Source organism: [Flexibacter] sp. ATCC 35208 (assembly GCF_001975825.1).
Classification (GTDB): domain Bacteria; phylum Bacteroidota; class Bacteroidia; order Chitinophagales; family Chitinophagaceae; genus Chitinophaga.
Map to the genome: position 1 here is coordinate 30,356 of NZ_MTKN01000033.1, position 15,465 is coordinate 45,820.

Sequence of the window (15,465 nt, forward strand, 5' to 3'; positions counted from 1 at the left end):
TAATCAATCAAAGAATGGTAATTATCAATTATTAATTCTTAATCAACTTCACTGTCTTCACTACATTTTCTCCATCTAACACACGCAGGATGCAAGGACCAGCTGGAATCTGAGATGTACTGAGATCGACATTGATCCGCTGACTGCCGGCATCCAGTTTCCCAAGTGATCTTGCGTAAAGGATCTTACCTGAAATATCTGAGACTACGATGCTCACATTGCTGCTGGTTTTACCAGTATTTGCCATATCCAGGGTTACGCTGGAAACGAACGGATTCGGATAAACATTGGTCAGCGTCACTTTGTCTGCTGCATCGGAATTAGTCAGTTCACCTGTCAGGTAGTTGTTCTTCTTAGCCATGATCAGGGATTGATCCAGGTCACTGCTGCTCGGCGTATACTGTTGAATCACCAGGGCGCCGATGTAGCCGTAGATGGAGTTACCACCTGCTTTTACATTGATGAGCGCTTCACCGTTTGCATCAGGAACGATATCGTTGATCTGAACGGTATTGCTGGTGTTATAAGAAGCATTCAGCGATACAGTGGTGGTACCAACGGTGTAGTTGGTCGTTCTGTCTCCGTCGCCATCGCGGCTTGCGAAGAATACGAAGTTGTAGCGCTTAGCCAGGTTCAGACCGGAGATCTTCAGCTGACCATTCACATTGATATCCACCCAGTAGGTACTGCTGATGACGTTGTCAGGATAGATGCCTGAATTGTTACCAGTGTTCATACCATAAGGGTTATCACCCGTGAAGGCCTGTGTGATGGTCATGGTCAGACCGGTATTGTTGCCACTTTCATCTTTCAGGTTCGGGAACGTAGAACCCAGGGCAGGTCCGGAGTTGGTATTGTTCCATGGCGTACCTGCAGGAGTGTATACGTTACAGTTGATGTACACAGCGTTGATGAAAGTAGAAGCACTCGCTACATTGGTAAAGTCAGAACTGGCAGTATCCTTAATGGCGCGGATCTTATAGTAGTAGCGGGTATCTGTTCCCAGACCTGCATCTGTATAAGAGTTCACGTTATTACCTACTGTAGTCAGCAGGGAGAAGGTACTGTTGTCAGTAGAACGGTATACCTGGAATCCGGTCTCGTTCGTTGAGTTATCCTGCCATTTCAGATTGATACTGGTCTTGCCGGTAGCAATCGCAGTAGCGTTGGTAGGATTGAGCGGAGAACCGTTGTCGATGTAGTATTGTAATACTACTGAGTTGATATAACCGTAAGTAGCGCCGGTAGACTGTTTCACAGTGAACTGGATAGCGCCGGTGCTGTCTGCAGAGATACCGTTGATCTGAACAGTATTGGTGCTGTTATTCGCAGCGTTCAGCGTGACGGTGTTGCTGCCTACTGTAAAGTCCGTGTTCTTGTTATCGTTCCCTGTACGGCTGCCAAAGAAGATCAGGTTGTAGCGGTAAGTGGAAGACAGACCGGTGAACTTGATCCTTCTTGCTGTAGACTCACTGGTGTAGTAAGTGGTCGCAATAACGTTGTCAGGATATACGCCGCTGTTGTTGCCTGTGGAAGCACCGCTTGCGTTGGTACCGGAGAAGGCATCCAGCACAGCGATCTTGATGGCGGTAGCAGCGCCGGTTTCGTCGATGGCGTTATTGATAACAGCTGTATTGTACGGATAAGTATTGAAGTTGTTCCATGGTGCGTCTGCAGGCAACGTCTGGTTGAAGTTGAAGTACAGTGATGTCAGGTTCTTATCCCTGATATAGATCACGAATGTTCTTGTAGCACTTCCACCATTGTTGTCAGTAGCTGTGATGGGCACAGTATACTTACCTACGTTTCCGGCAGCAGGAGTGATGCTGATAGCACCTGTACCATCGCCATTGTCAGTCAGTTTAGCGAATGATGGCAGGTTGGTTGCTTTCAGTGTCAGGATGTCGCCTGCATCGTCAATCGCGCGAAGGGTAACGTTAGCGGTTTCGTTATTCTTGATAGTTACACCTGCGATGCTGTCGAGTTTAGGTGCATTGTTGCCGGTAGTAATTGTAACGGTATCAGAGAATGCAGAATTACCATTTCCATTGATTGCCCTGATAGCGTAGAAGTAAGTCTTGTTTGCCTTAGCAGAAGTATCTGTGTAGCTTACGGCATTTGCAGCGGCTGTTGGTGTGAGCAGGCTGTAAGCACCTGTTCTGGTGGCAGCGCGCCAGATCTCGTAAGCGGTTTCGTTGAAGGCAACGTCTTTCCAGGTGAGGTTCACACCAGTTGTACCGCTGGCTACAGCCAGGTTGGTTGGTTTGGCAGGTGCGTTACCATCATCATAAGATACTTTCACCACCATTGCATTCAGGTAGCCATAAACAGAGCCGGTACCATTTTGCAGATCGATGCTGATTTCATTGTTTGCATCAGGAGCGACATTGTTGATCGCAACTGTATTCTTTGTATTGGAAGAAGCCTGTAAAGAAACGGTTGTCGTACCGATGGTATAATTGGTCAGACGATTGTCAGTTACATCCGCACGTGCACCAAAGAAAGTGAAGCTATACTTGCTGGTGCTGCTCAGACCATACAGTTTCAGTGTTTGCTTGGTCGTGTTGGTCCAGTAAGCAGTTCTCATCACGTTGTCTGGATAAACACCGGAGTTGTTGCCGGTATTGGTACCATAGTAGTTAGAACCGTTACCCAGTGCGCCCCAGTTACTTACAATTTTGATACCTACTGTAGTGGCTACGCTGTTCTGATCTTTCAGATTAGGGAACAGGTCGTTTTGTACCGGTGCCTTGTTTGTACTGTTCCATGGAGAAGATGGAGGATAAGATCCATCAGAGAAATTCACATAGAGTGTACGGCTTGGATCCACATCCGTCACTGTGATAGCGAAGGTTTTGGTATCGATACCACCTTTACCATCGTTAGCATTAACAGTAACATTGTAAGTACCTGCGTCGATGTAAGTAGGAGCGAGGGCGATCGTCGCATTGTTACCACTATTAGTCAGTGTAGCGAAAGAAGGCAGGCCGCTGGCGGTCCAGGTGATGGTGTCAGTTGCGTTGCCATCAGTAGCGGTCAGGCTGATAGAAGAGGTTGTAGCTTCTGCCAGTGTCACACTACTTACAGTACTAATTACTGGTGTGTAGTTGTCATTCACGGTCAGGGTGAATGTAGTGCTGGCAGTACCGCTATGCTGGTCAGCAGCAGTCACAGTAATGTTGGCATAGGTACCCTGATTGGCAGTGGCAGGATTGAAAGTCAATGTAGCCGTACCGTTCCCTGTGTTGGCAAATGTTCCGAAGGAAGGTACATTCGCGGCCGTGAGCGTCAGGGTCTCGCCATCTGCATCAGTAGCGGTGATGTTCAGCACGAGCTGAGTGCCATACCTCACTGATCGGTTGACCAACTGTGAGATCACAGGAGGAGTGTTGAGTGTGTAAATTCCGGTGCTGTTAGTGAAGACAGAGTAACCACCTTCATTCTTTGCACGCACCTTATAGAAGTACTTCACGTTGGCAAACAGTGCAGAGTCGTTGTACACGGCTGTGGTCGTACTGTTTGCAGCAACAGTGGTGAAAAGTTTAAACGTTGTGCTGTCATTTACAGAACGGTAAATTTCAAAGCCGGTTTCAGTAGTGGAGTTATCTTTCCAGCTTAACTGAATCTTGTTTGGACTTACAGCTGTCAATGTCAGGTTAGTCGGAGCTGTTGGTACCGCTGGTGTAGCCAGGGTAGTTGCTTTCATGTTTTTGTAGATGAAAGCGCTGTCTGGAATGAGGCGCTTGCTGAGACCCGGACCTGCATAGCTGGCAGATAATGTCTGGCTACCCGTTGCTTCAAAATAAGTAACAGTGATAGGATATCTGCCAGCAGTTAGGGTCTTGGTACCGGAACGTTCGGTAGTCCCTTGCAGGTAGTTATTGTTCACCACCAGATTGCTCTCGCTAAAGCCTCCGATATATAATTTACTGCCATCGTCTGAAGCAGTATAGAACGTATAAGTGCCGGTAGTCGGAATATTAATATACCCATCGAATTTGAGTGCGAAGTAATCTTCACGGTCTCTTACATTCAGGGTAATATTATTGGTGGTACCGGATATAGATGGTGTGAGTGAGCTGAAAGCAGGCAAAGTACTGTAGGAGCCTGGATATTCACCCCAGAACAGGCCACCGCTTTCAGCAGGATTAAAGCCTGAGTCACCATATTTATTAATTGCTTTAACGCGGTAGTAATATGTAGTAGACGCTACAAGGTTACTATCGGTATAGCTCGTTGCATTAGCAGCGGTGGTGGCTACTGTGGTGTAAGGACCACCTTGTGTAGTAGCACGGTATACTTCAAAACCGGTTTCGTTGCTGCTGCTGTCTGCCCATGTCAGTTTAATCTTGTTGTAAGCAGTAGCAGTCGCCAGCAGGTTACCAGGGTATTTAGGTACTGCACCGGTAGTCACTGTTTTCTTGAAGTAGTCAGCAGTGATCTGGGTGGCAGTAGTGATACCATTTGCAGTATTCTTCCAGGAGAGGGTGAATGACTGACCACCTGCGATTTCATTGTAGGCAGCAGCAATTTTGTGCATACCAGCAGTGAGGTAGATGGTACCTTCTCTGTCCTGTGTACCATGTGAACCATCGTTGTTCACGAGTGGGGTTACAGAAGCATCGTACTTACTGTCTATCCAGAGTTTACTACCATCATCAGAGTTAATGATGAAAGTATAGTTGCCGGATACAGGGATACGGATTTCACCTTCCCATACAAAGCCGAAGTAATCCGCATCTGTCGCTACGCTGATATCAGGGATAGCAGAGTAACCAGTTGCATCAGGCGTCAATGTATTAAAGTCAGGCAGTGTACTCCAGTTACCGGTGTAGTAGCGCCATGCGAGGCCATTAGCCACAGCATAGGCGGTAACCTGGTTACTGCGTGCAGAAGAGTTGCCTGCTACGTCTCTTGCTTTTACCACAAAGTTGTACAGGGAATCGCTCTTCAGGCCATAAGCGGTGAAGGTTGTCTGATCGTTTCCTACAGTGTAAGATTTGATACCATTAATATAGATATCGTATTTATATACACCTACATCATCAGTAGAGATCGTCCATGACAGGGAAGCCTGGCTGGAAGTGCTACCGGTTATGGTGAGGTTGCCCGGTGCAGTAGGTGGTGTATTGTCCACCTGTGTCTGGGTCACAGCCTCGTTGCTGTTTGCAGCAGAGCTGCTGTCGTTTACAGCACGTATAATGTAGTAGTATTTAGTGTTGGGGTTCAGCAGGCTGTCAGTATAAGTAACCGCGTTAGCCGCAGTTAAATTTATGAGGGTATATGGGCCGCCGGAAGTAGATCCGCGGTATATCTCATAACCTGTTTCATTGTAAGTTGCATTTGGATTGTCTGTCCAGTCAAGGGTAATGGCTGTTTTTGAAATAGCCATAGCCGTGAGACCGGAAGCAGGTGCTGGTGCATTAGTACCAGTCGCAGGCACTACATAGAATGAAGAAGACCATTCGCTGGAACAGCCATACAGCTCAGTCACTTTAGCGCGGTAAGAACCAGCTGTGCCTGCATTGTAAGTCTGGGTAGTAGCCAGTGTAGTAGTGTCCGTTGCTTTTGCCCAGCGGTAAGAAGTATAACCGTCAGGCAGGGTCAGTGTCACATAAGTATTCCCGTCCGGAGCAGGGATCACCTTACTCATCAGGCCGGAAATAGTGATAGGAGGGGTTTGTGTGGCTGCTTTTTGTTTTACAACAACAGGTGTTGAAGAATAATCAGACCATACTGTACCTCTCTTTATTCTCGCATCGTAGGTACCATAAGCGGTCACTACCAATTCGTTTGTAGTAGCGCCAGGGATAGTAACACCATCCTTGCGCCATTCGTAACCATCAAAACCAGCAGTTAATCCTAAAGTAACATTTACTGTTTCTCCAGGGCAAAATTCATTGTGCCCGGCTGTAGGCCAGGGGTTGGTTTTATTCTGCCTGTTAATCCAGGGCCAGAAATCAGTTTCGTTCCATGCGTTGTCCCAAATACCATGACCCCCATTAGGGTATACAGTTTCTTTCCAGTTACCGCCTGCGAGAGAATCGGCGGTCATAACCTGTGATGTGGTGTTAGGGTGAGGACTATTGTCCAGACCACCCTGGAAGATCCAAAGAGGAATGTACTTGAAGGTGTTGACCTGGTCTTTATATGCTATAGAGCAACCGCTGATAGGCAGGAAACCTGCTACCAGTGTAGGGTAAGCAAACATAAATTCCCAGGTGGAAGAGCCACCTGCGGAAAGACCGTCAACAAAGATGCGATTGATGTCCAGCTTGTTGCTGGCGATGAGTGTGTCGATGATCTGCTTTACAAATGTGTAGTGAGATGCACCGAAATAGCCTGTGGTGTTTTGGGGTACCAGCACAAAGCCATCGAAAGTTCCATTGTCTACAGCAGCACAGAATTTGCTACCGCCATGATACAGAGAATATTCGTTGTCATAAATGCCACCACCTTCGCCTTTACCGTGGAAGAAAATAAAGATGGGGTACTTCTTACCATCTGTTACACCTTGCTCATAGCTCTTGGGAAACTTGAGGCGAAAAGGCATCCCATTCAGGTAGTAACACTTGTAAGAGTCTTTGTTAGTAAAATTGACGTCGCTCCGATTAGTACGGACCCATTTACCAATCGTACCCCACGATGGTGCGGTAGGAGGGTTATTGGGGTCGTAATTCACAACGGCGTCGCCTGAATTGAATATCTGCGCCATGGCCATATGACCAAAGCACATGATTAAAAACAGACAAATTGCGTAAAATTTCCTCATATGGATAAGTGTTTCAGTTGTAAACCGATTAATTAACTTACCCAGCAAGTTTTGGCAAAACTGCTCACATGTTTCTTAACAACGTATTCGGCGCCAACTCAATGCTGAGCGGCTTTTAATAGGAAAACGGCTAAAAGTATTATCGTGAGGTTTTAAATGAGGACTGGTTGGAAGGATAAAATTAGAATGCTAAGGTAGCATAAAATTTAAAAGAAGCAAATCTTTTTAATTACATTAACAAATCGTTTTCTAAATCCACGTAATGTTTAGTAGTAAAGGATTGCAACGTTTTTCAGGATTTAGATGTAGACACTTTGTATACTCTTTTGTGTTCTTCAGTATTCGATTTTTCTCTTTTCCCATGTAAATAAAACCCTATAATAGTGTACCGAACAAACCACTGGTAGGTAAGCAGTGATATTGCTACGGGTACGATAAAACATAATACGGGCTTCAGAATTCCCGGTAATTGGGTATCGCCCAGCCATGCCTGCATCATGTATACCAGCCCTACATGCACCAGGTATACCCAGTAGGAGGCGTCTGAAAGGTAACGCATGGTATATGATTCAGCATTGACCCAGCGAAGGAATACACCCAGGAAACCAAGCACCAGCGATGCGGTGGCAATAGTCATACCGGCTTTCAACAAAATATCGGCCGTGGTACTATTATTATATATCAACAGTGCAGCGGCCATTCCAATGGCTGTAAACGTCAGCCCATAGCGTTTGAGCAGGGGGAAATATTTTTCTTTGTGCTCATGCAGTACCCATCCGGCGTATACGAAAATGCCATAGTACAGGATGTAGTTTGGCTTCGGAACCAATCCAGGTGTGTATTTGATATAGTATGTATCAAACAGCAACAGTGATACAAAAGAGCCCACCAGTAACAGCGCAGGCACAATGGTAACGGGCAGTTTGGGCAACTTTAGTCTCAGTAATACAATCCCGATGATGTAGAACAGCGTCAGGTAATACAGGAACCACAGGTGTACCGGGCCTCTCCAGATCATGATGTTGTGCAGGATCAGGGAAACGTCCGGACCGGTGAGGTGCTGGCCCCCACCGGTGACCGTATACGCTGTGAGCGGCAGATTGGTAAAGGGAAGGATCAGGAACAGACCCACTACGAAAGGGATCAGGATGCGCTGCGTGCGATGCTTGATGAACGCAGCTTCGCCAATCCTGAAATATAATAAACGAAAGAAAAACCCGGCTATCAGATAAAATAACTGCATCCGGAAAGTGTGTATTACAAAAAAGATCACATCATAAGCGCCGCTGCTATAGTGCGGGTCATGATAAAAGTTTTCGAATGGGGTTATGGTATACGCCATCACTGCATGTAGCACCACGCCAAGGAACATGGCCAGCGCCCGGAGTGCATCCATGCTATTAATACGCTGTGTATTGGTTGTAGTCGACATCTTCTGGTTGTTGCGATTTTTATGCATTCATAACGGCTGTTTCTCTTCTTGCCTTTTCCCATACTGCGGATTGCTGTTTCCTGATATATCGGAAAAACCCTTCGTATATCGCCACATTCATGAAGAGAAAATAGAATGGTATATAGCAGGGCTTGAATTTAATATCTCTCTTAGCGAGGAAAAATCCGGCGACTGCGAGTAAATAAAATATTACCTGTGCTGCAAAAATGAGCTGACACCAACCACCAGCACCCTGCAATGTCAGTACAGCTGCGGAAATGAGCAGTATTGGCAGACTGAGTGGACTCAGTGTCCAGCGCAGTACGCGGTGCGAAATGTACTGGAAGGAGAGGAGTGGATACCGGAATACATTGAGCAATGCACGCAGCATGACGATGGATTGGAAACCACCTGCACTGATGCGGATCTTGCGCTTATGTTCTTCTGTAATACCTGCTGATGGCGTTTCCATTGCGAAGGCATCCGGTGCATACGCAATCCTGTAGCCCATTTGGTTCACTCTGAGTGAAATTATAAAATCATCCAGGATCACTTCAGGTGCCACTGGTGTAAAGAGTACAGTTCTTACAGAGAACAACTCACCGGCAGCGCCTACCACTGTATACAGGGCAGCATCCAGTCGCTTTAACAATGATTCGTATTTCCAGTAGATGCCTTCAGTGCCCGCTGCACCGCTGTTGCCAGCGGGCATTACTTTTTTCTCACCAGCCACACCACCGGTTTTTGGATCCTGGTAGTGGCGCACAATATTTTTAACAGCATCAATGTTCAGCAACGTATTTGCATCGCAGAAGATCACAACCGGTGTCTGCACGGTCTGCATGGCCCTGTTGATGGCGGCAGTTTTTCCTTTTCTTTCAGGTTCGTGCATACTCCTGATACCTGCGTATTGCTGCACTATTATTTCAGAACCATCATTGGAACCGTCAGTGATAAATATAATTTCTAATTTATCAGCAGGGTAATCCAGTTCCAGGGTGTTCTTTATTTTTTCTGCTATGAATGCCGCTTCATTATATGCAGCAACGATGAGGGTGACTGCGGGCTCAAATGTAGTGACTTCTCTGGAAGCCCTTGACAGGAGGCGTTTGCAGGCCACGAGTATCCCCACCAGGAAACCATACCCGATATAATTATAGAACAGAATGAATAAGCTGGTGTAGAATAAAATCATCATTGTAAACATTGGCTTTATCGGGGTAATGCTTTCGTTATAATGGTGCCAAATTAAAGAAGAAAAATTATTGTGTGTCAATATAATGATACATCAACCGCAATTTTAGCATCGTTTACTTTCACTTTCGCATCATTCACGAGGAATTCTTTATCATTTACCAATTTCAAAATATTAAAAAATAATTATTACTATACTTTTGGGCCAGATTTCGATAAAAACCATCAGATTGTTGACTTTCAAGTGCGAAAAAAATATTGTTCAAGATTTTATTTGCACTATTCAGGAATAATAAATATTTTTACCCTGATTATAGCAATCTGCTAAATGTAACCATAGCCATCTCCTCTGAAATTCACTTTAACCAATTTGTCCTGAAATGAACTACCACCGCAGTCTTTGCGCGTATGCCTTTCTATATCGCATATGTATTAAACTGCAAGTGGTGTTAATTTAGTGATAATTCTACCTTATCCTCCTGGAAGATCAAAGAGATTCCATTTGCCCATTCTGCAACAGCAAACGTTGTAGCGTGAACGCATTTGGTTTACAGAGCAATCTTTTATGTTCTAAACCGGAGTTAAAATGAAAAAGAAGATTTTAATAGTAGATGACAGTGCCCCAATGCGATTTTTGTTAGAAGCGATGTTAGGCAACAAGTACAAAGTATATGCTGCGACAGACGGACTGACTGCAACAATGTGGTTATCCAGCGGCAATATTCCGGATCTGATCATCACGGATGTGCAAATGCCTAATATAGACGGCTGGCAGCTCGCCAAGAACCTTGCAGGCAATGCTCTATATAGCGATATACCAGTTATCGTTCTTACAGGTATGGACCTGAAGGACAGTATCCCCCTATATCCCAATGTAGCTAGAGTGATTAACAAACCATTTGATCCAATTAAGTTGCTCGAGATTGTAGATAACCAGTTAAGCACAAGACAGTCAGTGAGTATAGCGGGATGATCTTTTTTGTTGCACCCCAGTGACCATTGTTACACAAGATTTTTTAAGTAAACCGAACGCACATGATATCTAATCTACCATTGAGCTATCCTGATGCCAGGATAAAGACAGGTACCAAAGTACTCACCATGGCCTCGAGCCACGTGAACAGGTACACACTCTGCATCGGGAATGATGAATTCTTCGATGGGGTCACAGGCAAAACCGAGGAGTATGTTTTTACTGCAAAAGAGTTGTCTTTGTCAGTGAATGTACTAAAGGAACAACTGCATTACAACATAGTGCCTACATTTATTATATGTAACGTACATAACAATCCCCATTTCAATTTGCGTAAGCTCAGGGATTTTATTCGCACTGAATCCCGGCTTGCCAAGGTACCTGTGTTTATTTATACTGAAGCATTATCAGCCTCGCTGAAACAAGAACTCCGCACCATAGGAGGTATTGATGATATCCTTACCCCCGCCGTTACCCCTGCGATATTTGAAGAAAAGCTGCGTACTGCGCAGCAGATCCGTCACATGGCACAGACTATTGAAAAAGATGACAGATCTGTTTCAATAAAGCCTGGCTATTACCTTAACTATTCCATCAAGCGTGGCCTGGATATCTTATTTGCCGGCACACTGCTTTTATTGTTATCCCCGGTATTTCTTGTCCTGGCTATTCTAATCAAACTGGGGTCCAAAGGGCCTGTTTTCTATGTGTCTCACCGCGCTGGCAAACGCTACCAGATCTTCAAATTTTACAAGTTCCGCACCATGGTAGCGGATGCTGACAAGCAGGTTGCCCAGATGAAGCACCTGAACCAGTACGATACAAACGGTACCGGTCCTGTGTTTTTCAAAATTAGTAATGACCCCCGTGTAACCCGTCTGGGTACCTTCCTTCGCAACACCAGTTTAGATGAAATTCCCCAGCTTCTGAATGTATTGCTGGGACATATGTCACTCGTAGGCAATCGGCCCCTTCCATTGTACGAAGCTGCTACCCTCACGACAGACGACTACGCCGGCCGCTTTCTGGCACCTGCCGGCATCACTGGTCTGTGGCAGATTAAGAAGAGAGGGAATAAAGATATGAGCGTGAGCGAGCGCATCAACCTGGATAAAAGTTATGCTGAAAAACATTCTGTGCTGTACGATATGTGGATTCTCGCTAATACTCCGAATGCCCTGAGGCAGAAGGATAATGTATAAAATTAATAATTACCGAATACGATTATGAGTTTGCAAGAACAAACACCACTGGTGTCCATTATTGCCCTTAATTTCAACCAGACAACTGTTACCTGCGAATTTCTGGAGTCTACAAAAAAGCTAACCTACCGCAATTTTGAGACGATCATCGTAGATAATGGGTCCAGTGTTGATCCTACTGCACAAATTGAAGCAGGCAACTATCCGAATCTCCGCCTCATTCTAAGCCCTGTAAACCTGGGTTTCACCGGTGGCAACAACCTCGGTATTGAGCAGGCGAAAGGTGATTTTTTATTCATTGTAAATAATGATACAGAAGTCACTCCCGATCTGCTGGAGCACCTGTTGCAGCCATTTTATGTAGACGGAACCATTGGCGTGGTATGTCCTAAAATTCGTTTTTACTCTCACCCCAATGTGATCCAATACGCCGGCTTTAACAAGATGAACCTCCTAACAGGTCGTACATGGGCTGTAGGCAGCAAGGAGGAAGATAAAGGTCAGCACGATGTATCAGGCCCTACCTGGTGTGCACATGGCGCTGCCATGATGGTAAAGCGTGAAGTGATTGACAATGTAGGCCGCTTTGCTGACAAATTCTTTATCTACTATGAAGAAAGTGACTGGTCTGCCAGAATTCTGCGCGCCGGGTACAAGATCTATTATAATGCTAACGGGCTGATCTTTCATAAGGAGTCCATCACCATGGGTAAGGAAAGCGCGATTAAAGCGTATTACCATACACGTAACCGCATTCTCTACATGCGCAGGAATACGAACAAGATGCAGCTGGCAGCGTTCCTCTGTTTCTTTAGTTTCCTTACGTTCCCCAAGGCAGTGGTCACTTACACAATGAAAGGACAGTTTAAGCATTTACGGTCATTTGTAAAAGGCACGTTCTGGAACCTCACTACATCAAGTTATTCACCTGTATAAAAAAACTCAATTATGTCTAAAATAACATCACTTGTTACCGGCGGTGCCGGCTTTATCGGTTCACATGTCGTAAAACATTGCCTGGCAATGGGACATGAAGTAGTTGTACTGGATGACCTCAGCGGAGGCTTCGAAGATCATATCCCTGCAGGTGCAATATTCGTTCAGGGTTCTGTTTCCGACGATCAGCTGGTGACCAGTCTGTTTGAAGAATACCGTTTTCAATATGTATACCACCTGGCGGCATATGCAGCTGAAGGGCTGAGCCACTTTATCCGCCGTTTCAATTATAACAATAACCTCATTGGTAGCATTAACCTGATCAATGAGTCTATCAAGCATAAAGTAAAATGTTTCGTATTTACCTCTTCCATCGCTGTATATGGTGCAGGTCAGCTGCCTATGCGTGAGGAAATGGTGCCAATGCCGGAAGATCCATATGGCGTATCTAAGTTCGCAGTAGAACTGGATCTGAAAGCAGCCCACGAAATGTTTGGTCTGAACTACGTGGTATTCCGTCCGCACAATGTATATGGTGAAAACCAGAACATTGGCGATAAATACCGTAACGTAATCGGCATCTTCATGAACCAGATCATGCAGGGCCAGCAACTCACCATCTTCGGTGATGGTGAACAGACCAGGGCTTTCAGCTTTATTGACGATGTGGCTATTCCGATTGCGAACAGCGTAAACATTCCTGCTGCTTACAATCAGGTTTTCAATATTGGTGCAGACAAACCTTATACGGTGAATGAACTGGCGAAGGTAGTAGGCGCCTGTTTCGGTGTAACCCCGGATATCAAATACCTGGCAGCACGTAACGAGGTTATGCACGCTTACTCTGACCACACCAAAGCACACAGCGTATTTGGCGAAGGCAGTGGTGTTTCCTTACAGGAAGGCATTGAAAGAATGGCAGCATGGGCCAAAGAAGTAGGTGCGCGTAAGAGCAAGGAATTCGAAAACATTGAGATTTACGAAAAACTGCCACAGGGCTGGGAAAGGAAACAACCCCAGGCCGAAGGCGTTCCGGCATAATGAACAACACACCTAAAATAAAGGTATTGCAGGCCATCCGCCAGGGACTGATAGGTGGTGGGGAATCCCACGTACTCAGCCTGGTGGATGCCATGGACAAAGAACGCTTTGAGCCGGTGGTGCTGTCTTTTACAGACGGACCTATGATCACGCGTTTGCAGGAAATGGGTATACGCCATTATGTAATTCCTTCCCTGAAAGCATTTGACCCTTCCTGCTGGAAACGGGTCAAAACGCTTATACAGGAAGAACAGATTGACATCGTTCATGCACACGGTTCACGTGCTGCCAGCAATCTGTATATTCCCACCCGCATGAGTGGCCGACCTTTATTGTATACGATCCATGGCTGGTCATTTCACGATGATCAGCCTTTTCTGCAAAAGCAGATGAGGGTATGGTCAGAAAGGTTGCTGACCAGTGGAGCAAAGGCGAACATCTCTGTCTCTGCGTCTAACAGGGATACAGGTGTGAAGCATTTTTCAGGCTTCAGGTCTACGGTGATCAATAATGGGATCGATCTGACCAGATTCAATCCTTCCGCATCACAAAACAACATTCGCCAGGAATTAGGTATTCCAGCCCAAAATACGGTGATTGGGTACATTGCACGCATTACAATTCAAAAAGATCCTTTAACACTTGTTTACGCCTTTAAAAAGGTATTGGAGCAACATCGCGACATTACCCTGCTGGTGGTAGGGGAAGGGGATATGAAAGAAGAAATGGTTTCACTGGCAGCCGCACAAGGCATTGCCAGCCATATTGTATATCAGCCATTCCGCGGCGACGTGCCGGCATTGTTACAGGCAATTGATATTTATTGTTTACCCTCCCTCTGGGAAGGGCTGCCAATCGGGCTGCTGGAAGCCATGGCCATGCGTAAGGCCGTGATCGTGACAGCAGTAGATGGCTCCAAAGAAATTGTAGCCGACAGGCAAAACGGGCTGGTTGTTCCCGTCCGTGATCCTGCGGCGCTGGCTACGGCCATCAGCACCTTACATACAGATGTACCCTTACGTACATCTGTACAGCACGCAGCAGCTGTTACTGTGAATCAGCATTATTGTGCAAAAGGCATGACCCGTCAGGTAGAAGACCTGTACAGGGATGTGCTTGATCATCAAAATTAACCGGATACGAATCATGACTACTACTATTACATATGAATATGATAGAATCGCTGACAGGAAGCGGCTTGACTTTATCAGTGACTCATTGAAAGGGAAGGTAAAGGCGGATGCCAGGGTGCTGGATGTAGGCTGTGGCAACGGTGTGATCAGCCGTCACCTGGGTAAACTGGGTTTCAATGTACTGGGGATTGATGTGAGCGAGCAAACTATTGCCCGTGCACGTGCTCTGAATACATTGCCCAATGTGTGGTTTGATGTAATCAGTGCAGAGAAGCTCGTGGCACAGGGCGATACATTTGATGCGATCATCTGTAGCGAGGTACTGGAACACCTGCAGGATCCTTCTTCTTTATTGAAAGTTTTGTACCAGTCGTTGAAACAGGACGGTGTGCTCATCGTGACTGTGCCAAATGGCAGCGGCCCCCGCGAATTGTTTGTGACCCGCCCCGTATTAGCAATGCGTGAAAAAAACAGCTGGCCATGGAGAATGGTGGTCGGTGTCAAGAAAGCGCTGGGCTACACAGGAACTACTGTGCAGTCGGCAGCGGATAATCTGGATCATGTGCAATTTTTCAACAAAACGGATCTGGAAAATTTGTCTACACAAAACCACTTCCGCATCGTACGTTTTGGCAAAGCGAATTTTATTGAGGATGTATTCCCGTTCTCTTTTGTAGCTAAAAAAGTACGTGCATTACAGTGGCTGGATTGTAAGATCGCCGATGCATTGCCCTACCGCTTTACAGGTGGGTTCTTTTCTGTTTGGGAAAAAGCAAATTAAT

9 protein-coding genes are annotated in these 15,465 nt (G+C 45.8%); 6 read left to right on the forward strand and 3 right to left on the reverse strand.

All coding sequences use genetic code 11. The features are described from left to right. Positions 1 to 31 precede the first annotated feature (31 nt). From BW716_RS20360 to BW716_RS20370, 3 genes are all read right to left on the reverse strand, one after another. Entirely contained in the window at positions 32 to 6,772 is a 6,741-nt protein-coding gene (locus tag BW716_RS20360) for a fibronectin type III domain-containing protein (RefSeq protein ID WP_083725385.1), read from the reverse strand. A gap of 292 nt (positions 6,773 to 7,064) precedes the next feature. Next, a complete protein-coding gene (locus tag BW716_RS20365) occupies positions 7,065 to 8,231 on the reverse strand; it encodes an acyltransferase family protein (protein WP_083725387.1) in 1,167 nt (388 codons plus the stop codon). Further along, positions 8,224 to 9,402 carry a glycosyltransferase family 2 protein gene (locus BW716_RS20370; RefSeq protein WP_083725461.1) on the reverse strand — a complete coding sequence of 393 codons (1,179 nt, stop codon included), beginning with the start codon at positions 9,400 to 9,402 and terminating at the stop codon, positions 8,224 to 8,226. The genes BW716_RS20365 and BW716_RS20370 overlap by 8 nt, the downstream gene beginning before the upstream one ends. 582 nt (positions 9,403 to 9,984) lie before the next feature. Between BW716_RS20370 and BW716_RS20375 the strand changes: the two genes are divergently transcribed. The 6 genes from BW716_RS20375 (at position 9,985) to BW716_RS20400 (ending at position 15,464) form a co-directional block, all read left to right on the forward strand. After that, positions 9,985 to 10,371: a response regulator gene (locus BW716_RS20375; RefSeq protein WP_083725389.1), complete on the forward strand. Its 387-nt coding sequence runs from the start codon at positions 9,985 to 9,987 to the stop codon at positions 10,369 to 10,371. Between the two features lie 62 nt (positions 10,372 to 10,433). After that, the gene (locus tag BW716_RS20380; RefSeq protein WP_220388800.1) at positions 10,434 to 11,573 is read left to right on the forward strand and encodes a sugar transferase; all 1,140 of its coding nucleotides are present in this window, start codon (positions 10,434 to 10,436) and stop codon (positions 11,571 to 11,573) included. Positions 11,574 to 11,597: 24 nt separating this feature from the next. Continuing rightward, the gene (locus tag BW716_RS20385) at positions 11,598 to 12,509 is read left to right on the forward strand and encodes a glycosyltransferase family 2 protein (RefSeq protein WP_083725391.1); all 912 of its coding nucleotides are present in this window, start codon (positions 11,598 to 11,600) and stop codon (positions 12,507 to 12,509) included. Positions 12,510 to 12,521: 12 nt separating this feature from the next. Continuing rightward, the gene (locus BW716_RS20390) at positions 12,522 to 13,550 is read left to right on the forward strand and encodes an NAD(P)-dependent oxidoreductase (protein WP_083725393.1); all 1,029 of its coding nucleotides are present in this window, start codon (positions 12,522 to 12,524) and stop codon (positions 13,548 to 13,550) included. Further along, a complete protein-coding gene (locus BW716_RS20395; protein WP_083725395.1) occupies positions 13,550 to 14,683 on the forward strand; it encodes a glycosyltransferase in 1,134 nt (377 codons plus the stop codon). The genes BW716_RS20390 and BW716_RS20395 overlap by 1 nt, the downstream gene beginning before the upstream one ends. A gap of 13 nt (positions 14,684 to 14,696) precedes the next feature. After that, the gene (locus tag BW716_RS20400) at positions 14,697 to 15,464 is read left to right on the forward strand and encodes a bifunctional 2-polyprenyl-6-hydroxyphenol methylase/3-demethylubiquinol 3-O-methyltransferase UbiG (RefSeq protein WP_179091200.1); all 768 of its coding nucleotides are present in this window, start codon (positions 14,697 to 14,699) and stop codon (positions 15,462 to 15,464) included. Position 15,465: the final 1 nt, after the last annotated feature.

Excerpts from the sequence above, each read along its gene's own strand:
- BW716_RS20360 (WP_083725385.1), bottom strand. The coding sequence starts at position 6,772 with ATGAGGAAATTTTACGCAATTTGTCTGTTTTTAATCATGTGCTTTGGT.
- BW716_RS20365 (WP_083725387.1), bottom strand. The coding sequence starts at position 8,231 with ATGCATAAAAATCGCAACAACCAGAAGATGTCGACTACAACCAATACA.
- BW716_RS20370 (WP_083725461.1), bottom strand. The coding sequence starts at position 9,402 with ATGATGATTTTATTCTACACCAGCTTATTCATTCTGTTCTATAATTAT.
- BW716_RS20375 (WP_083725389.1), top strand. The coding sequence starts at position 9,985 with ATGAAAAAGAAGATTTTAATAGTAGATGACAGTGCCCCAATGCGATTT.
- BW716_RS20380 (WP_220388800.1), top strand. The coding sequence starts at position 10,434 with ATGATATCTAATCTACCATTGAGCTATCCTGATGCCAGGATAAAGACA.
- BW716_RS20385 (WP_083725391.1), top strand. The coding sequence starts at position 11,598 with ATGAGTTTGCAAGAACAAACACCACTGGTGTCCATTATTGCCCTTAAT.
- BW716_RS20390 (WP_083725393.1), top strand. The coding sequence starts at position 12,522 with ATGTCTAAAATAACATCACTTGTTACCGGCGGTGCCGGCTTTATCGGT.
- BW716_RS20395 (WP_083725395.1), top strand. The coding sequence starts at position 13,550 with ATGAACAACACACCTAAAATAAAGGTATTGCAGGCCATCCGCCAGGGA.
- BW716_RS20400 (WP_179091200.1), top strand. The coding sequence starts at position 14,697 with ATGACTACTACTATTACATATGAATATGATAGAATCGCTGACAGGAAG.